The sequence below is a fragment of the Alteromonas sp. P256 genome (assembly GCF_036864455.1).
GTDB lineage: Bacteria > Pseudomonadota > Gammaproteobacteria > Enterobacterales > Alteromonadaceae > Alteromonas.
On sequence record NZ_JAZETM010000001.1, the window covers coordinates 520,556 to 540,432 of the forward strand.

Annotated in this window: 14 protein-coding genes, 1 other RNA gene and 1 pseudogene; 8 read left to right on the plus strand and 8 right to left on the minus strand. The window is 44.2% G+C overall.

Features of this window, described 5'->3' with window-relative positions; translation table 11 throughout:
• Nucleotides 1–11 precede the first annotated feature (11 nt).
• Nucleotides 12–2,003 (minus strand): transketolase, encoded by a 1,992-nt coding sequence (tkt, locus tag V7R39_RS02265; RefSeq protein WP_334027733.1) that lies wholly within the window; start codon nt 2,001–2,003, stop codon nt 12–14.
• Between the two features lie 417 nt (nt 2,004–2,420).
• Between tkt and metK the strand changes: the two genes are divergently transcribed.
• Together metK and V7R39_RS02275 are read left to right on the plus strand one after the other, a co-directional pair.
• On the plus strand, nt 2,421–3,566 hold the full coding sequence (gene metK, locus V7R39_RS02270; protein ID WP_334027735.1) for a methionine adenosyltransferase: 1,146 nt from the start codon (nt 2,421–2,423) through the stop codon (nt 3,564–3,566).
• Nucleotides 3,567–4,091: 525 nt separating this feature from the next.
• The gene (locus V7R39_RS02275) at nt 4,092–4,442 is read left to right on the plus strand and encodes a hypothetical protein (RefSeq protein ID WP_334027737.1); all 351 of its coding nucleotides are present in this window, start codon (nt 4,092–4,094) and stop codon (nt 4,440–4,442) included.
• Between the two features lie 86 nt (nt 4,443–4,528).
• On the opposite strand, the gene V7R39_RS02280 is transcribed toward V7R39_RS02275, so the two are convergent.
• Nucleotides 4,529–5,062 carry a 3'-5' exonuclease gene (locus V7R39_RS02280; RefSeq protein WP_334027739.1) on the minus strand — a complete coding sequence of 178 codons (534 nt, stop codon included), beginning with the start codon at nt 5,060–5,062 and terminating at the stop codon, nt 4,529–4,531.
• 316 nt (nt 5,063–5,378) lie between these two features.
• Between V7R39_RS02280 and V7R39_RS02285 the strand changes: the two genes are divergently transcribed.
• Nucleotides 5,379–6,527 (plus strand): MFS transporter, encoded by a 1,149-nt coding sequence (locus tag V7R39_RS02285; protein ID WP_334027741.1) that lies wholly within the window; start codon nt 5,379–5,381, stop codon nt 6,525–6,527.
• A 93-nt stretch (nt 6,528–6,620) separates the two neighbouring features.
• Here the strand turns inward: V7R39_RS02285 and rnpB are convergent.
• Nucleotides 6,621–6,972: RNase P RNA component class A (gene rnpB / locus V7R39_RS02290), an RNA gene on the minus strand.
• 201 nt (nt 6,973–7,173) lie between these two features.
• Between rnpB and V7R39_RS02295 the strand changes: the two genes are divergently transcribed.
• The gene (locus V7R39_RS02295) at nt 7,174–7,914 is read left to right on the plus strand and encodes a peptidylprolyl isomerase (RefSeq protein ID WP_334027743.1); all 741 of its coding nucleotides are present in this window, start codon (nt 7,174–7,176) and stop codon (nt 7,912–7,914) included.
• A gap of 225 nt (nt 7,915–8,139) precedes the next feature.
• On the opposite strand, the pseudogene V7R39_RS02300 reads toward V7R39_RS02295, so the two are convergent.
• Together V7R39_RS02300 and V7R39_RS02305 are read right to left on the minus strand one after the other, a co-directional pair.
• Nucleotides 8,140–8,241 (minus strand): annotated as a pseudogene (locus tag V7R39_RS02300) (IS3 family transposase); the annotation flags it as partial.
• The gene (locus V7R39_RS02305; protein ID WP_334027745.1) at nt 8,229–9,347 is read right to left on the minus strand and encodes a zinc-binding dehydrogenase; all 1,119 of its coding nucleotides are present in this window, start codon (nt 9,345–9,347) and stop codon (nt 8,229–8,231) included. The pseudogene V7R39_RS02300 and the gene V7R39_RS02305, both read right to left, overlap by 13 nt.
• A 271-nt stretch (nt 9,348–9,618) precedes the next feature.
• Here V7R39_RS02305 and V7R39_RS02310 point away from each other — a divergent pair, with 271 nt between their 5' ends.
• Both V7R39_RS02310 and V7R39_RS02315 read left to right on the plus strand, forming a co-directional pair.
• Entirely contained in the window at nt 9,619–12,486 is a 2,868-nt protein-coding gene (locus tag V7R39_RS02310) for a M16 family metallopeptidase (RefSeq protein WP_334027747.1), read from the plus strand.
• A gap of 280 nt (nt 12,487–12,766) precedes the next feature.
• Entirely contained in the window at nt 12,767–13,795 is a 1,029-nt protein-coding gene (locus tag V7R39_RS02315) for a branched-chain amino acid aminotransferase (protein ID WP_334027749.1), read from the plus strand.
• 144 nt (nt 13,796–13,939) lie between these two features.
• On the opposite strand, the gene V7R39_RS02320 is transcribed toward V7R39_RS02315, so the two are convergent.
• On the minus strand, nt 13,940–15,727 hold the full coding sequence (locus tag V7R39_RS02320; protein WP_334027751.1) for a diguanylate cyclase: 1,788 nt from the start codon (nt 15,725–15,727) through the stop codon (nt 13,940–13,942).
• A 508-nt stretch (nt 15,728–16,235) separates the two neighbouring features.
• Between V7R39_RS02320 and V7R39_RS02325 the strand changes: the two genes are divergently transcribed.
• On the plus strand, nt 16,236–16,841 hold the full coding sequence (locus V7R39_RS02325) for an HNH endonuclease (protein WP_334027753.1): 606 nt from the start codon (nt 16,236–16,238) through the stop codon (nt 16,839–16,841).
• Nucleotides 16,842–17,144: 303 nt separating this feature from the next.
• Here the strand turns inward: V7R39_RS02325 and V7R39_RS02330 are convergent, their stop codons facing one another.
• Together V7R39_RS02330 and zapE are read right to left on the minus strand one after the other, a co-directional pair.
• Nucleotides 17,145–17,867, minus strand: coding sequence for a YebC/PmpR family DNA-binding transcriptional regulator (locus tag V7R39_RS02330; protein WP_334027755.1), 723 nt, complete (start codon nt 17,865–17,867; stop codon nt 17,145–17,147).
• A 199-nt stretch (nt 17,868–18,066) separates the two neighbouring features.
• Nucleotides 18,067–19,164 (minus strand): cell division protein ZapE, encoded by a 1,098-nt coding sequence (zapE, locus tag V7R39_RS02335; RefSeq protein ID WP_334028140.1) that lies wholly within the window; start codon nt 19,162–19,164, stop codon nt 18,067–18,069.
• A gap of 264 nt (nt 19,165–19,428) precedes the next feature.
• On the opposite strand from zapE, the gene V7R39_RS02340 reads away from it, so the two are divergent.
• Nucleotides 19,429–19,866: a ZapG family protein gene (locus tag V7R39_RS02340; protein ID WP_334027757.1), complete on the plus strand. Its 438-nt coding sequence runs from the start codon at nt 19,429–19,431 to the stop codon at nt 19,864–19,866.
• Nucleotides 19,867–19,877 lie beyond the last annotated feature (11 nt).

Below are 19,877 nucleotides of genomic sequence, written 5' to 3' on the forward strand. Positions count from 1 at the left end.
TTATTTACCTCTTACAGAGACAGCGCGGCCTCTACGACAGCGTCGGTAGTAATACCAAAATGCTTGAACAGGTCGCCCGCAGGTGCCGATTCGCCAAAGGTATCCATACCAATAATAGCGCCATTAAGGCCAACATACTTGTACCAGCTATCTTTTGACAGTGCTTCAACCGCTACACGCTTGGTGACTGACGAAGGCAATACGCTCTCGCGGTAGTCTTTCGACTGGCGATCGAACACGTCTGTTGATGGCATTGATACCACGCGCACGGCCTTGCCTTGCTCGGTTAATGCAGCGGCGGCTTCTACTGCCAGCTGAACTTCAGAACCCGTAGCAATAAGAATAAGTTCAGGCGTGCTGTCACTATCGATAAGTACGTAGCCACCTTTCGCAATATCAGCCACTTGCTGTGAGGTTCTTTCTTGCTGCGCTAAACCTTGGCGCGTAAAGATAAGTGTGGTTGGGCCGTCAGTACGCTCGATTGCCGACTTCCACGACACCGCTGATTCAACTTGGTCGCAGGGGCGCCAGTTATCAAGATTCGGTGTAGAGCGAAGCGCAACCACTTGCTCAACAGGTTGGTGAGTTGGACCATCTTCGCCTAAACCAATTGAGTCATGTGTGTACACAAAAATAGCAGGCTGCTTCATTAGTGCAGCCATGCGCACTGCGTTACGTGCATATTCCATAAACATTAAGAATGTTGCACCGTATGCTTTAAAGCCGCCGTGTAGCGTAATGCCATTCATCATGGCAGACATACCAAACTCGCGCACGCCGTAGTAAACATAGTTACCCGATGCATCGTTAGCTTCAACGCCTTTACTGCCTTCCCAAATTGTTAGGTTAGAGCCTGCTAGGTCAGCAGAGCCACCTAATAATTCTGGCAACAATGGACCAAACGCATTCAGCGCATTTTGAGACGCTTTACGCGACGCAATGTTTTGCGGATTAGCTTGCAGCTCAGCAATAATTGCATCTGCTTTGTCACTGAAATCAGCAGGCAGTTCACCGTTAACGCGACGCTTAAATTCTGCGGCTAGTTCAGGGTATGCGGCTTCATAGGCTGCAAAAGCGTCGTTCCATGCCGACTCTGCTTCGCCGCCTTTACCTTTGCCATCCCACTGAGCATAAATGTCATCAGGAATGTCAAACGCGCCGTGTTTCCAGCCTAGCTTTTCACGTGTTGCTACAATTTCATCATCACCTAATGGTGCACCGTGACAAGACTCAGTACCCTCTTTGTTTGGAGAACCAAAACCAATAGTCGTTTTACAGCAAATAAGGGTTGGCTTAGCGCTGTTTTCTTGCGCTTTTTCGATGGCCGCTTTAACTTGCTCAGCATCATGACCGTCTACACCTTCAATTACATCCCAGCCATAGCTTTTAAAGCGTGCTGGCGTGTCGTCGGTAAACCAACCTTCGACTTCACCGTCAATCGAAATGCCGTTGTCATCCCAAAACGCGATAAGTTTGCCTAAACCTAAGGTACCTGCAAGTGAACACGTTTCGTGTGAGATACCTTCCATTAAGCAGCCATCACCAAGGAATGCATAGGTATAGTGGTCAACAATGTCGTGGTCATCGCGGTTAAACTGGGCTGCAAGTACTTTCTCAGCTAGCGCCATACCGACTGCATTGCTCACGCCCTGGCCTAGTGGGCCGGTAGTGGTTTCTACACCTGGTGCATAGCCATACTCTGGGTGACCTGGAGTTTTAGAGTGCAATTGACGGAAGTTCTTCAGCTCTTCAATCGGCAGTTCGTAGCCCGAGAGATGAAGTAGCGAGTATAAAAGCATCGACCCATGACCATTCGATAGCACGAAGCGGTCGCGATTAGCCCATGATGGGTTAGCTGGGTTGTGAGATAAAAAATCTTGCCATAATACTTGAGCAATATCGGCCATCCCCATTGGGGCGCCTGGGTGACCTGATTTAGCTTGTTGAACCGCATCCATACTTAGTGCACGGATAGCATTGGCGAGTTCGCGACGAGAGGGCATGTTGTCTCCTGGTTATAATTCGTATCTAAGCGAGCGTGGAGGTAAGTCGCGCATTCGACTTAAGCTCTGCGTTTTATGTACGTTTGAATGTGGCGTTATTCTTACCCATGCCACCGCACAGTTCAATGGGTTTATAATGCCAAAAGCGAAACTACTCACAAAAAATGGTCTATTACGCAGAACATACGTAAATGCTCATTGATAAAACGCAAATTTGTATGTCAGTACTCGACCCCGAACGATTTCAATACTCAACTAAAAAGCGATACACAAAAAGAATCTGATCAGTAAATGTCAACAAATCGTAACGGTTTAGAGCCAAAAGACTTTTAGACGTCTAGAAGTAAAGACTGGTATTTATAACTTGATTTAGTACAATACAAATAATTTCGATAATTAAATGCAAACGGAGTACACATGGCCACGAATCTATTCACTTCTGAATCGGTTTCTGAAGGACATCCGGATAAAATCGCTGACCAAATTTCTGATGCAGTGCTTGACGCTATATTAGAGCAAGACTTTCGGGCACGTGTTGCCTGCGAAACCTATGTAAAAACAGGTATGGTTTTGGTTGGTGGTGAAGTTACCACTTCAGCGTGGGTTGATATTGAAGAAATCACTCGCAATACAGTGAAAGAAATTGGTTACACTCATTCAGATATGGGTTTTGACGCCGATTCGTGCGCTGTACTTAACGCTATTGGTAAGCAGTCTCCAGACATTAATCAGGGTGTAGACCGCGCTAGCTTAGAAGAGCAAGGTGCAGGCGACCAAGGGTTAATGTTTGGTTACGCAAGTGACGAGACCGACGTGCTTATGCCAGCGCCTATCACTTACTCGCACCGTTTAGTACAAAAGCAAGCTGAAGTACGCAAATCGGGCAAGCTTAATTGGCTGCGTCCTGATGCGAAAAGCCAGATCACGTTTAAATACGAAAATGACAAGCCTGTTGGCATTGATGCAGTAGTGTTATCAACACAGCATTGCGACTCAGTGTCTACTGAAACCGTTCGCGAAGCAGTCATGGAAGAGATAATTAAACCGGTTCTACCAAGCGAATGGATTGATGGAAATACCCAATTTCATATTAACCCAACCGGTCGATTCGTCATTGGTGGCCCAATGGGCGACTGCGGGCTGACAGGCCGTAAAATAATTGTTGATACCTACGGAGGTATGGCACGTCACGGTGGTGGTGCATTCTCAGGTAAAGATCCATCAAAAGTTGACCGCAGTGCCGCGTATGCTGGACGTTATGTAGCGAAGAATATCGTAGCGGCAGGGTTAGCAAAACGCTGTGAAATTCAGATTTCTTACGCTATCGGCGTTGCGCAGCCTACCTCTATCAGCATCGATACTTTTGGTACCGGCGTGGTTGATGAAAAAACATTGGTTGCGCTAGTGCGCGAACATTTTGACCTTCGCCCGTACGGCCTAATTAAGATGTTAGACCTTGAGCGTCCAATTTACCGAGCAACTGCGGCCTACGGTCACTTTGGTCGTGAAGCTTTCCCTTGGGAAGCGACTGACAAAGCCGAAGCGCTTAAAGCATCGGTTTAGTAAAATAAACTAGGCGTGTCAGCGCCGCCAAAGAAGCCCTCGTTAATGCGAAAAGCATATTTATAGCGGGGGCTTTTTGTTTTTAAAAGTAAAAGAATATGCGTTAAGTATTTTAAATGCATTTCCGTAACCTGCGTTTTTGTCTATGCTTAGATAAAGGCTATTTATGCTTTTAATAGTTAGCCAATTAATAAGTAGCTGCTAAATAAGTCGCTATTTAATATGTAGCCAGAAAAATACGTACTGCATCAGCGTGATACCGTAGACGCCGACAAGCAGTGCCATAATAAGATTGTTGAGCAAAGAGTGGTGCTTTTATTCTCTACTTCTTTACTCCAAACTGCTTTGTTGCTGATTGTGTTGTAACAAGCAATGAAATTGACACTTAAAGTGAAACACATGACAACCAAGCGCTTCTACGTTTTATTGCTACTATGCGGACTCTGTTTTGCCGCTAGCAATGCGTGCGCGCGTGAAAGAAGTGTGAAATCTAACTTTGGTCCTATTCATTTTAAAAGCGCAAAGATGGCAAACTGGCAGCTGAAAAGCCGCTACAGACCACATTCCACCACGGAAACCCATCAGTACGACAGCAGCTTTACCTACCCTGCCGGTTCGCAAACGTTTGTGAGTGCCAAACGCAGTTTTAATACACGTTTACCTCAGCATGTGTACGCCACGTACAATACGAAAAACACGGCATTTAGTCATTACGCAGAGTGGCTGTATGTTCCAACAGATATAGGCACGTTTACCCGGTTGGGGTGGCTTTTAGGCGATAATAAAGGGTTGAACATGGCAGTAGAAATTGAACATCGACAGGTTGGAGAAGAAGAAAACATGGCGCTCTCTCTAGGTGTGCATTACCTCTTTTAAGGGGTTGTGTTTCAAAGGCATGCTCTTAGTTCGTTTTGGCTTTATTTGTCTTTCCTTTATTTGTTCGGCCCTTATTTGTCTTGCCTTTATTTACTTTGTTTGGACGACTGGTGAGTCTTTTTACTGGTCTTAATCTGAGTTTGTAAAAACGTTTGCTGAATTAAATAGGCGTCGGCACTAGCTCTATGTCGCTGGGTATCTAAATTAACTGATAAATCATCCTTCACCTCATGCCACATGTTCATCTGCGGCTCGCTCAAAATGTATTCCATTGCCCTGCACGTGAACGCCATCTCAACCTGAGCGGCGCTATACAGCTTGATCAGCCATGGATTATCAACCACCCAACCGTCGCTGTATACTATGGTATTGCCTAAAAAGTGATTAAGCTCGTGACACACTCTCACAGGTTCTACTCCACGAGTGTGAAGCATTTCTCTTGTTATACCGTGCAGTTGTTCAGCTTTGTCATCCCAGTGGATCCACGAATCAAACGGGCGGATCAATTTACACCACTTTGCACCATCATAGCGCACGATGCCGACTTCAATGGGGTAACTCGCCGCCCCAAAACCACTTGCTTCAACATCGACGATAGAAGGGAGCCATCTATTTTGCACTTTTTCTCCGCATAATTAATTACTAGGGCGTTATATTGACTACACACTTTGCCCAAGCTGTAAAACCAAAGACTCATCGTCAATTCAACTTAGGCGATAAAGTAAGAAAAGCAATAGTAGAATCATGCCACTATTCATAGTTGCAAGTTTTGCGCGCCAACACTCAGCTGCATGGAGTTCACAAAGAAGCAGTGTCAGTGTTAAAAAAGTAGATAAAGTATCTGTTTGTTAGTAGTGTGGAAAAGCAAATGAAGAGAGCCAAGTGCACATACTGACTGTCTTTACCTTAGTCCTTTTTAAAGCGTAGGGGATAAATTTGAATTTTCGCTTGATTGCCCTTTGTTTTGCTCCCTTTGCATTTGGTACCAGTGCGTTTGTGCTTCTAGGTTTAATTGCGCCAGTCGCTAGCGACCTTAGCGTAACGGTTGCAGAAATTGGATATTTGCAAGCGGCTTTTGCGTTATCTTGCGGCATCGGCGGACCTTTTCTAGCGCGCTTAACCTCGCACATGAACCGCAAAAAACTGCTGGTATTTGTAATGTTCATTCTTGCGGTACTCAATACAGCCACTGCATTTGCTACAAGCTTTACTTTCATTTTATTTTTGCGTTTAGGCACCGGTATGTTCGCGGCTTTAACGTTGCCTTTAGCCACAACAATTGCAGTAACTATGGTGGCAGAGGATAAACGCGCTTCTGCAATTTCTACGGTATTAGTTGGCTACACTATCGCTTTTTTACTTGGCATTCCTTTAGGAAGCATGTTGGGTGATGCATTTGGTTGGCAAACCGCCTTTGGGTTTACCGCAGCCATTTCGGCAGTTGGACTGCTTACAATTGCTCTATTAGCCCCGCCCCATGTTGTGGCTGTTAATAATTCATCTATCAATTTTTCGTCGGCACTGTCTGGCGACAATCCACGCCTCATGATTACCAGCATGCTCATTTTCTTTGCTACTTTTTCGACCGTTTCATTTATTGGCCCCGTGATAACTGCAACCAGCAATATAAATGGACAAGGTATAGGTTGGGTTCAAATTGCAACTGGAGTGGGCGGAATTGTTGGCCTTCCGCTAGGTGCTCGTTTGTCAAAGCTCGGAGTGCGAAATGCACTTTTGTGTTTGCTAACCATAACCTGTATCACACAGGTTTTATTCAGCATTGGTATGTTGTTTGACCTTGCAATGTTTACCTTACTCACGCTGTTACTTGCCATGGCAATTGGTTCTGCGGCTTTGTTTGCCTCACTACCTATTATTCAAGCAAAACTGACACAAAACGCAGGAGCTGCTACAACTATTGCATTCGCGCTTAACGGCACCATGCTGTATTTGGGACAAGGCTTAGGCGCTTTTCTAGCAGCGCTGGTAATTAACACGTTTGGAATTGAGTACTTGGGTATATTGGGTGCGCTAGTGGCCGTAATTGGCATGTGGAATGTGTTTGCCCTGTCTGCCGAAAGGTAATCTCCTTCCAAATATGTAAAGCTTTGGGCAGTGCGGCCTGCTGTGTTCTGGAGGTATAAACAGGTTACTGACAACCTTTTACTTTTAAAATAAAGGTGGAGTTGGCCGATAAGCCGGGTTCTGTCGTGGGCAACCATTCCTCTAGATCAGCAATTACTCACTGATTCAAGCAACCTACCCGATCCCCATGCGGGCCACACGTTAAGGGATCCTATTTGGTCTTGCTCCGGGTGGAGTTTACCTCGCCACACTCTGTTACCAGAGGTGCGGTGCGCTCTTACCGCACCCTTTCAGCCTTACCGGCATGTAAACATGCTTAGGCGGTCTTCTCTCTGCTGCACTTGTCGTCGGCTTGCGCCGCCCAGACGTTATCTGGCACCCTGCCCTGTGGAGCCCGGACTTTCCTCCCCTTTCTTACGAAAGCGGCGATTGCCTGGCCAACTCCGCGGCGCATTCTACAGTAAGCCAACATGAATAGCGACTAGGTAACGCCTTTGACGAGAAAAAATGCAGATTCATCTTTATTTGTATTCGTTTCGGCTTCTACCGTAGAATCAGGCTCTCATTTTTTCTATAAGCGTATAAATTGATGTTTACTTTAGCTAAATCAAACTCTTTACGAGTAATGGGTGTTCTAGGTCTTATAATGGCCAGCACAGTACAGGCCACTGTGGTTGAGGTACGAACCGCACTAGGCAACGTTCAAATAAATCTTTTCGATGAAGAGACTCCTGAAACCGTCGAGAACTTTTTGGACTATGTAAACTCAGGTGCTTATGCGAACACAGTGATACACCGTTTAGAGCCAGGCTTTGTCGCGCAAAGCGGTGGTTTTGTTTATAACGGTATGTTCCCTCTTGATAGCGTGCCCACAGGAACACCTGTTATTAATGAACCAACGTTATCTAACGTTCGTGGCACTATTGCAATGGCAAAGCTTGCCAGTTCACCAGATAGCGCCACATCACAATGGTTTATCAATCTATCTGACAACAGCGCAAACTTAGATGTACAAAATGGCGGGTTTACCGTGTTTGGCCAAGTGTTAGGTAACGGCATGGAGGTACTTGATGCTATTGAAGACCTACCACGTTTTAATTTAGGCGGCGCAGCGGACTCTATTCCGCTGCAAGACTATACCAACGCCGATGCGAGTAATGATGTTGAAGTAACAGGCGACAACTTGGTGATTATTACCGATGTAGTAGTGACAGATAGCGCAACGGTGACCAACCCAGATATTGTTCCCGTTGAAAATACGTTGATAGACGCAGTCACTCCGGATGTTCCAGGCTCTGGCAACAATTCGTCTGGCGGAGGAAGCTTAGGCTTTTTCTTACTTAGTTTAGCGGTAGTATGCCGGTGCATTAAGTTTAAACGCTCATAAACTTCTAGCTGCTGTTACAAAGCCTTTAGCGCTACAGAGAAGCCTTTAGCGCTACAGAGAAGCCATTAGCGTTGCAGATAAGCCTTTAGCGTTAATGGAAAGCCTTTAGCGTTAATGGAAAGCCTTTGGCGGTACTAAAGAGCTTTTAACTATAAAGAAAAGCAATTAGCGGCCAAATAAAAAAGCCACCTATTGTGAAGTGACCCCCAATAGTTGGACTCATTTCTAAGCGGCAACCAAGGCCTGATTTCGATATTGTATCGGACTCAGGCCTTTTAGTTTCAGCTTAATGCGCTCAAGGCTGTCAACAAACCCTATTTCTGAGGATTAATTAAATACTTCTCGCCGGTTTTCTTTGCATTGTATTGAGCTATTCTTTCAGGCTGCAATGCCTCTTCTAAGCTTAATACGTCGGTAAAGTCGCTTTTAAACGTGGTGTTAATTTCATTGGCCACGCGATGATGTAGCGCACCCACTTTTTCTGGGGCTAGCTTGCCTAAGAAACGCATTAATAGCCACCCGCCAATTCCCCAAGTCATGCCGTAAGCACGGTTTAATATAGTAGGTGAAAAGTCTAGGCCACCGTAAATATACACTTGTTTGTTGGCATCTGAGCCGTAGGTATTAAAACCTTCCGCGTCCTTGCTTCCAACCGCTTCCATTGCCGTTAGTATGTCGCTAACTAACTCTCCTCCACCAATGGCATCAAACGCCAATGTGGCACCGGTTTCTTCAATGGCTTTGTAGAGGTCTTTCTTAAAGCTATCGCTTGACGAATTACACACGTATTTCGCGCCAATCTCAGTGAGTAAATCAGCTTGAGACTGCTTACGTACTATATTGACCAAGGGCACGCCTTCGGCAATACAAATTTTGTTAAGCATAATACCTAAGTTAGAGGCCGCTGCTGTATGCACTAATGCGCTATGACCTTCCATGCGCATAGTTTCTACCATACCCAATGCCGTTAGCGGATTAACAAATGAAGACGCGGCTTGCTGTGGCGTAGTTTCTTCTTTATGAACGATACACGCTTGAACCGGAACGCAGCAGTACTGCGCAAAACACGCCCCCGAGAGCACTGCGACTGTTTTACCCATCATAGACTGCGCCGCATCACTTTCACCGGCAGCTACTACTACGCCAGCCCCTTCATTACCGATAGGCAGTGACATATCTAAGCGGGATTTTATACGAGGTAGTAAACCAGGGTGCACGGGTGCCGTTAGCTGTCCCTTGTCTGCATCGAAGGTGGCTTCATTCAAATTTGCAGGGCCAAACATGGGCCACATATCCGACGGATTGATAGGTGTGGCTTCAATTTTAACAACAACCTGGTGCGCTTTTGGCTCAGGAATATTCGAGTCAACGAGGTTAATTTCTAGCTGACCTTGCGAAGTAATTTTTGTTAGTAGTTGTTTTGATGTTGTCACAGTAACCATTCTCCGTGTAATTGTATTTAGTAATAGCGTTTGCTTATAACCTTACGCTAGCACTAAGAAAAGCCGTACGCGAATAACTTAGGTGGATAGGCAATCATAAGAGTTAGTCGGTACACGGTGCTGGCTGTTGTACTTATGCAGTCAGTTGTACTTTACGAAAAAGGCACTTTCGCCTATTTCTAAAACCACCAGCAACTTGTACCCATCACCAATAATTACTATTGTAGAGCGATTAGCATCCACTTAAAAAAGGATTTACTCCATGAAAGCAGGCACTTACCTCTTTGGTATTTTTGCTTTGGCAACGGCGGTAACCGCATGTGCCCCTACTGCACCATCCTCAAAAGAAAGTGTAAAAAAAGAAACGAAGGCCGAAGAAGCAGGTCTTAAAATCGATTACGAGAAATATCAGTTAGACAACGGCTTAACCGTAATTCTACATGAGGATAAATCTGATCCTATCGTATCCCTTGCCACTGTGGTACACGTAGGCTCCAACAGGGAAAAGCCTGGAAGAACAGGATTTGCCCACTTCTTTGAGCACATGGCCTTTAACGATTCTGAAAATGTACCTAAAGGCGCCAATCGCAAAATGATCCCTGAATTAGGTGGTAGTCGAAATGGAGGAACCTGGAGTGACGGTACTATTTACTACGAAGTGGTGCCAAAAGATGCGTTTGATAAGCTGCTTTGGATAGACTCAGACCGTTTAGGCTTTATGATCAATACAGTTACCGAGCCGACTCTTGAGCGCGAGAAACAAGTGGTGAAGAATGAAAAACGCCAGCGTGTGGATAACCGCCCTTACGGCCATACCGACCACGTTATTCGCAAAGCGCTTTACCCCGCTGGACACCCTTATAGCTGGACGGTGATTGGCGACTTAGAAGACTTACAGGCGGCTACGCTGGAAGATGTGAAAGGCTTTTATAACGAGTTTTATACCCCATCGAACGTAACGCTAGTGATTGCTGGTGATATCGACATTGAAGCGACAAAAGAAAAAGTGGCTTATTGGTTTGGCGAAATTGATGCCGGCAAGTCGGTGGCTCCGATAAAGCCTATGCCAGTGTCATTAGACAGCGATATTACTCTGGTACATGAAGATAATTTTGCGCGCCTTCCTGAAATTAGAATTACATTACCTACTGTTGAGCAATATCACCCTGATGCATACGCCCTTGATATGCTTGGCGAATTACTGGCAGGGTCTAAAGACACACCGCTATACGAGTTACTCGTGACTGAAAAGCAAGTGGCTCCAAATGTTTCTGCTTATCACTCTGCCCAGGAAGTTGCTGGAACATTCACATTGCGAGTACGGGCAAATTCAGGCCAACCGTTAGATGAAGTCCATGCCCTTATTGAACAAGGTTTAGCCACTTTCAAAGAGAAAGGCGTTACCGATGCACAACTGACTCGCATACGCGCGCAAACCGAAACCGCGTTTTATGAACAGTTTGAAAGCATCCTGAACAAGTCCCTTCAGCTTGGGATATACAATGAGTATGCACAATCTCCTGATTTTTATACTACTGAAATCGCACAGATTAACAGTGTGACTACCGAAGATATCATGCGTGTATTTAGCAAATATGTACTAAACAAGCCCGCCGTTATTACCAACTTCGTTCCTAAAGGCGAAGTTCAACTTGCTATGGACATCGCCACCAAGGCAAATGTGGTTGAAGAGCAAATTATAGAAGGGGCGGAAAAGGAGTTTAACGAGTCTGATAACGTCGTATTCAAACGCACTAAGACGAAAAACGATCGCAGTGAACCCGCACTCACAGACTTGCCTGCTATTAACGTACCCGATGTGTGGCAGCATACTACTAAGTTAGGTATTAATGCTTATGGTATTGAAGATACCGAGCTGCCATTAGTGAATTTCAGCATGCGCTTTCCAGGCGGCCAGCTGTTAGACGCAAGCGGTAAAGAAGGCACATCAGCACTACTTGCCGATATGTTATTTGAGGGTACTGAAAAAAGAACGGCGGCAGAGTTTGAACAAGCACTTGGTCTGCTTGGTGCGTCGGTTAACGTAAGTGCATCGAAATACGATATTACGCTTCGAGGAAGTGTGCTCGCTAAAAACTACCGCGAGACAATGGCGTTGGTCTCTGAAATGCTCACCATGCCTGCCTTTAAACAAGCTGATTTCGATAGAATAAAACAAGCTCAGCTGACGAACATCAAGCAGAGCTTAAGTAACCCATCGCGCACAGCATTCAACGTTTTCTCTACCAAACTTTACGGTGATGAACATCCGCTAGGCATTGCCACGGGTGGAACACTTACCAGTATAGAAAGTATTACGCTGGAAGATGTTGAAGCCTATTACGCAACCAACATCAAGCCACGAGGTAGCCAATACCACAGTGTGGGTGCGGTAAATAAAGCATCGGTAATTGCCGCGCTCTCCTCGTTCAGCGATTGGTCTGGCGCAACGGGTTCACTACCTAACCTAAAACCTGCCGTTACATCGACAGATAGCCGCGTATTCTTTATTGATATTCCAGATGCAAAGCAATCGGTTATCTATATGGGCAAGCTGCTTCCAAATGCACAAAACGACGATATTTATCCCATTGAATATGCCAACACATCTCTTGGCGGTGGCATTAGCGGGCGTTTAGCCCAAACATTGAGAATTGAGAAAGGTTTCACCTACGGCGCATATTCATATGTAAGAGGTGGCCCTTATCATTCAGCATTTATTGCAAGTTCGCAGGTGAGAAGCAATGTAACTAAAGAATCGTTAGAGGAATTTAAACGTCTTGTGGGTGATTACAAAGATACGTTTAACGAGGAAGATTTGTCTGTCATGCAAAACATGGTGATTAAGGGCAATGCGCGAGCGTTTGAAACACTAAGAAGCAAGCTACGTATGCTAGAGGAAATCAGCGAATACAATCGCCCTTCTAATTACGTAGAGCTACAGCAAAACTATGCGCTAGATGCCAACTTAGATGAGGTGCATCGGGTAATCGAGCAGTATATACAAGAGCCAGCCATGATTTACGTTGTTGCGGGCGACGGTAATACTCAGCGAGAGAAGGTAGCTGCATTCGCGGCCTCTCTAGACTCTCCTCTGGTAGAACTGGATATTCACGGCGCTGTCCTTTAGTGCACTTTAGAGCGCTTTAGTCTGCTTTAGTAGGCCTAAATACGCGGTAATACTGTGGATAAGCGGAAAGCCACAGTATGCCCGTCGGCTTCAGCATGTAAAAGCGCTAGTATTTTAAGCGCTTTCATCTTAAGGCCCTAGCTTCATAAAAGCATAGGGCCTTTTCTTTGTGTCGAGAAAGGCCAACGCTTAAGTTTACAATTCACATGACAAAGATAATTTCCTTTTGCACATTCTTTTAGCAAACAGGGTAATTTTTGATAAACTCACCGCAGTATTTTTGAGAACACATAAACAGGAAACCCCAATGGCCGTATTCGGTACCGTATTCATGCCTGAAATGGCGCTTACCCGCTTTGAAAACGACGCATGGTCTGAGACTGAGTTTGTCAATTCAGACGCCATACAAATGCATCCTGGCGCGCATGTTCTTCACTACTCGAGCACATGCTTTGAGGGTCTTAAGGCGTTTAAGCACGAAGATGGCAGTATTAACATTTTTCGTATGGACAAAAATATCGAACGCTTTGCGCAAAGCAGTCGTTTGCTCAACTTGCCTGAGATAGATAAAGCGCAAGTAGAAGCAATGATTATCGACGTGGTATCGAAGTACAGCTTGGAGGTGCCAGAGCCTCCTGGTTCAATGTATATTCGCCCAACGCATGTAGGTACTGAAGCGTCTATTGGTAAAGCAGCCGCACCGTCGGCCACATCAATGCTATACGTGCTTTTATCACCCGTTGGTGATTATTTTGCCGGTGGTTTAAAGCCGCTTCGTCTTTTGCTAGACGAAACGGGTATACGCTGTGCGCCGCACATGGGTATGGTAAAAAGTGGTGGTAACTACGCCAGTGCATTACCGCCTATCCTAAAGGCGAGAGAAGAAGTGCAGGCCGATCAAATTCTGTTTTGCCCAAATGGTGACGTACAGGAAACTGGCGCGGCAAATTTCTTACTTATCGATGGCAACGAAATCATCACCAAAGGCCTAGATTCTAGCTTCCTGCACGGTGTAACTCGCGCGACAGTTCTACAACTAGCAAAAGACCATGGCATGACGGTAAGCGAAAGAGAGCTTACGGTGAGTGAATTGCTAGAACGTGCAGCCAAGCCTGGCGCAGAGGCTGCTCTATCTGGCACAGCGGCAGTGCTAACGCCTGTGGGCACACTTATTCACAACGAAAAAGAGTATCAAGTAGGTAACGGCGAGGCAGGCCCCGTTACTATGAAGCTTCGTCAAGCGCTGAACGACATACAGTGGGGCAAGGCAGAAGATACACATAACTGGTTAGTAAAAATTAATCCGTAGTCGTCGACTACGTATTAATAACACCTAATATGGCTCGTTAACTCTTCTCTAAAGAGCCATGAGTGACGGCACAGCGAGAACCACTTGTTGTGCTGTCAGTATGTATATCAGAGAACGATTACCCTATTGAAATATGCCTTTTAACTAAGGCGCCTTATGCAGCTTAACCTGATTTCGACCAAGAGTTTTAGCTTGGTACAACGCTAAATCGGCCTGCTTGTATAACTCATCATACTTAGCACATTTCATACTTCCGATAGCAACGCCTATACTTACCGTAACGCTTATATCTTGCGGGCATTCACTTGGTGGAATCATCGCCTCCACGTGCCCTCTCAAACGTTCAGCAAACGCCATTGCGTCAACTTCACTTTTGTTGAAAGTCATAATGACAAACTCTTCGCCCCCAATACGGGCAAAAACATCATCACTTTGACATTGCCCTTTAAGTGTATTAGCCAACGTAACAAGCACTTTATCACCTGCATCGTGACCGTGAGTATCGTTTATAGCTTTAAAATAATCGATATCTAGTAACAGAAAGGCCATATCTATATCAATGCCCCGTTGACTTCGAAACTTACGGTCTAGGTAACGACGATTGCCAATTCCAGTTAGATAATCCGTTTCAGAGGCATCTATTAACACCTCATTGGCATGCTCCAACCTTAGTAGTTTTTGTCTGCGCAATAATAATGTGAGAAACAATAGTGCGCATATTAGTGAGATGACTACAGCTGAAAATAAATAGAACGAGGAATTACGTGCCTCACGCTCTCGCTGAAGTAAATTTTCCTGTAATTTAATTGATTCCCTCTCACTTTTAATCTGCGCTTCTAATTTTCTGATTATTCCTGATTGAGTAACAGGTTGGATCGTATTTCGCCTTTCGATATATTCAGCTTGAATTCTTGCTGCTTCTTCATAATTTCCGAGCTGGAGTTGTAACATAGCAGCACTTTCATACAGCGCAATTTCACTTTCTACCGACGTCTTATTTTTTACCACGCTAATTCCCTGCTGATACAAACGCTGCGCATCGTTGAATCGTTCTAGCGTTTCATACAGCCCTGCTAAACCAAGGTATGCAGACGCTAATGCCTGAGGGTAAGAACCCGCCTTAGGATCGTCAATAACATGTTTATACATTGCAATCGCTTTTTTGTGCTGTCCCTGCGCTTTATAAACATGGGCTAAATTGACACTGGCCTCGCTGTAGGTAAAGTTGACGATAAGACTATCGCTAGCTAAAACACCTTCCAGTAACTCTCTTGCTTTGTCTAATTGATTCGAGCTGAGATACGACACACCAAGGCCAACAGTCATGTTTAACTCCATTTCTACGTTATTTGTTTGCCTGTGAATATTCTTGGCTTTTTGGAAATAATCTATTGCTTCGCTAAAGTCGCCTTGAGAATTCAGCACATTTCCTAAATTGCCGTATACCATTGCTAAATCGGTAATATCGTCGCTCTTTTTTGCAAATTTTAACGCGTCTATATAAAACTTCATGGCGTTGTCGTAATCTACCGTTAGCTCATAAAAAACACCGAGCGAACGGTTGCAAATAGACAGTAAATGGGGGTCATCGGTAGTGGTTGCCACCGCAACCGCCTGATTCAGATAAGTGAAAGCCTCATCATTTTTACCTTGATACATGGTTGCCATACCAAGTAATCGAGAAACTCTCGAGCGGCTAACGTCATCCTCACTTTGAACACTTATCGGTAGCGCTTTTAAAGCATACTTCTCGGCCAAACTAGGATCTTTGTACAAGTAGGTGGTCGCAAGCTCTATAAGCAAAGGCAGTTGCGCCGAACTGTTCGTCTCTAGCTTAGCAAGTTCTCGTTCTATTGTTGCGATACGCTCTTCGTGAGCTGCTCCAAACAGGGGAGATATTATGAGTAATAGAACAATAAAAAATCGATACACTATTTTTCTTCCATGAGAACGTTATGAGCAATCTTTACAGTGTACGCTCTAGCGAATTTCACTGTTATGTAGCGTAATGAATCATAGTAGATAGATGGATAATTGAACAAGTAAAATTAATGGTAGCCAATGAAATCGATATGTTGATAGAGGCCCTTTTTAACCAAAGGTGATTACCGAACCCAAGTCAGAAAATAGCAAATTTGCCAGTAGATGCAGTACACACGCTAGCACTTTCGTGACAGTAACAAATGGTACGGAATGGGGCTGTATGCTATTTATCCCAATACACAATTTCTTCCATTGCGTGTGCGCACTCTTATAGACTTTTTAGTAGAGCACCTAGGCTAGTGTCTCAACTTGACTTTAATACGACTCGATAAACAATTGAGTTGTAGTATCAGAAAACCTATTTTTGATTATTTAGTGGTGACTTTGAGTTAACCGCAACATTGTCGAGTATACTCAAATCAAATGGAATTTTATCGCATACTAGGGAGTTATATTTATGGCTTTGCATCACGTTACGTTTCGCGCCGGTAGTACAATCACTAGAAGAAAATATAAGAGAGAATCTGGTGCGCTCAATGCAACAAATAAGTTTTTGATGTTACATGAAAACACGCCAATATCTGTAGTAACGATCATTTCACCTCACCAGCCCGTGCGTATTTTTCGATGTCAATCGCAGCTAGAGGAAGTAACGTCTAAGAGCGTATCTTTTTACAACACGAAGCGTTGGCTAACGCTTCGTTTTAAAGCCTTTGATAAATACGGTCAGCACTGTATGTGTTGTAATCGGGCTGCTGATGATGGGGTACGTATCGAAGTCGACCATGTGTATCCAAGAAGCAAATTTCCCGCGCTTGAATATGAGCTCGCAAATCTTCAGATCCTTTGTAATTTGTGCAATGCTGGAAAATCTAACATTCTTATAAAAGACTTTCGAAGCCAAGACGAGAAAATCGCCTTAGACCGCAAACTTGCAGAGCTTAATTTAAAAATAATCAAAATATTCGAGATCAACAGATATTCATCAAGACTGCTGTCTGCCCGTCATTTATACAAAGACATTTGCCGCATGCTAACAGCGAACTGCTTAAAGAACCTTTGAGAAGTGGCTGATGATAAAAGCTCGGTGCAAGCAGTAAACACACTATCAATACTTAAGTCCCGAAATGGGAGAGCAATGCATAAATAGTGAGAATGCGATACTATTTCAATTAAGTTAAATGACTGAACTTCGCACTATGCGAAGATGTAAAACAAGCCTTACAACTTTTGTAAGGCTCGAAGGTGTATGGTTTATTAGACTCGCATTATATTTTTTCTTTTACGATTTGTTAAACAGCTTATTTTCAATAAAAGTTTAAAAAAGCCGTTAAACAACTTAATTACTGTGAACAACTGTGAACAGTTAATTAGGTGTTATTGCGTTGTGATAAACGTCTTGAACATCGTCACAGTCGTTAAGCATGTCCATGAACTTTTCAAACATTGGCATATCATCTTCGCTGATTTGTGTTTCTGTTTGAGGCATCCAGCTCATTTCATCAGCTAGAAAGTTAATATCTGGGTACGCTTCTGTAAGCGCAGTTTTAACCTGGTAGAACTCAGTATGTGGCGCGTATACCGTTACCTTGCCATCGTCTACTTCCACGTCAGTAACGTCTACGTCGGCTTCCATCAATACTTCTAAAATAGCGTCTTCGTCGTTACCTTCAAACTGGAACACAGCTTGGTGGTCAAACATGTGTGAAACCGCACCTTGCGCACCAAGTTTTGCATTGGTTTTAGTAAAACAATTACGCACTTCAGTGATAGTACGGTTAGCGTTGTCAGACAAGCAATCGACGATAACCATACAGTTACCAGGCCCGAAGCCTTCATAGCGCATTGGCTGAAAATCTTCTCCAACGCCGCCCGCAGCTTTGTCTATAGCCTTGTCTATAACATGGCCAGGCACTTGGTCTTTTTTAGCTTTTTCCATCAACCGACGCAGCGACAGGTTTGTGTCAGGATCGGTTCCGCCATTTTTGGCGCACACATAAATTTCTTTACCGTATTTAGAGTAAACCTTGGTTTTCGCGCCAGCGGTTTTTGCCATGGCGTTTTTTCTTACTTCGAATGCTCTTCCCATCTTAAGATTCTCTTCCTCGCAATTTCAGTGCAACTTTGCGTATTTTATCGGGTTGCTGCGTCTGTCGTCACCAATACACTAAATTGGTTAGCAATACGTGTCGCTTCGACACGCGAAACGCAGATAAATATTGTAAAATTCTACCTAGTTTATGCACAACAATACAGTGTTTATAGCGTTTTACTTTATCCAGTGTGCACTATGGAAGGTGCTCGGTAGCTAGGTATTCATGAGATTGCATTTCTTTTAGCCTACTTAAACAGCGTCTAAACTCGAAGCTTAACAGACCCTCTGTATAGAGTTCTTCTAACGCAACCTGTGCTGAAATGATTAACTTAACGTTTCGCTCATAAAATTCATCAACCATGGCAATAAATCGCCTTGCCACATCATCCGTTCCCTGCCCCATTTGTTCAACGTTAGCTAACAATACTGAGTGATAACAGCGGCTAAGCTCTATGTAGTCGCTTTGGCTTCGCGGCCCTTTGCATAAACTGCTAAACTCAATCATGAGGACGCCATCAGCGTTTCTCATTGTGGGAATTTGACGATGATTGACATCTATATCTTCGTTTTGTGTACCTGCTTCTGGCGCAAGTTGGGTAAAGTAATTATTCAGATTTTCCGTTGCTTGCGCATCGAGTGGATAATGATAAATTTCAGCTTGTTCAAGCGTTCTTAATCGGTAGTCAATGCCGCTATCTACATTCACCACGTTAGTGTTTTGGTTTAGCAAATCTATCGCTGGTAAAAAGCGTGCTCTCTGCAGCCCGTTTTTATAAAGCTCGTCGGGAATGATGTTAGAGGTTGCCACCAGTACAATACCGTGACCAAACAATTCTTCCATTAAAGTCCCGAGTATCATGGCATCAGTAATATCTGACACAAAAAACTCATCAAAACATATAACCCGCGCTTCTTTGGCAATTTTAAGCGCAATCGTTTTAAGCGGGTCTTGTGCATTATTCAGCAATTTTAACTCGTCGTGAATTCGGTGCATAAAGCGGTGGAAATGCACACGCATTTTACGCTCAAAGGGTAAACACTCATAAAAGGTGTCTACAAGGTAGGTTTTACCCCGACCCACGCCGCCGTAAAAATAAATACCTTTGATATCCGTCTGAGCATCCTCTTTACCAAAGGCCGCTTTTAACTTGCTTCGCCAGTTCGCTTTACTTTCTGGTTGAGTAAGTTCATCGTATAAACGTTGAAGCTCTTTCACGGCAGTTTCTTGCGCTGCGTCGTAATGAAAATCGGCTAATTCGAGATCTTGCTGATATTTTTCCCAGGGCGTCATCGCCAAAAATCACTCCATACGAATGTCAATAGTGGTGCACGCTGCACCGACCTGCTTGAATTTCTTAATTATGACCTTAATTTTAATGAAAATCACGGTAGAATCACTCGTTCACAGTGCGCTATCTCGTAACCATCAGAATTAATGTTTACGAACAATGCGCTTTTCAGGTTCGACCTTGCTATATTCAAGCTTTGGTCGAAAGCAGCAAAACCCACGTATCAATGGTTGTGCTGTGGGATGTAGATTGATTCGGAGAATATAATGGAATTGTTAGTATCTCTTGCGTTGTTAGTCGTCGGCTTAATTATCGGCTTTTTTGTCGGTCGTTTTGCTCAGTCGAAAAAAGGAGCAGGTAATGCTGCACAAACAGAGAAGCAAGTAAAAGAGATCCTTGCACAGCAAGCGCAACACCATATACATCAAACGCGTCAAAGCCTTGAAAGTATTGAAGGTCAGTGCGATATATTAAAGCAACAACTTGAAGAGTATGAGACGCTGCTTGATCAAAGCGGCGATGATAATGAAAGCAATGTCCCTTTTTATGGGGAACAAGCAACAACTTATCTTCGAAATAACTTAAAAGGGTCTGATGGGTCGAAGGTTAAACGTGTTTCAGACACTCAGCCAAAAGACTTTGCAAATTCAGGTTCTGGGCTGTTCGTCGGCGATTCTGGTAAGAATACCGCAGAAAAACAGTAACATCGGGAACT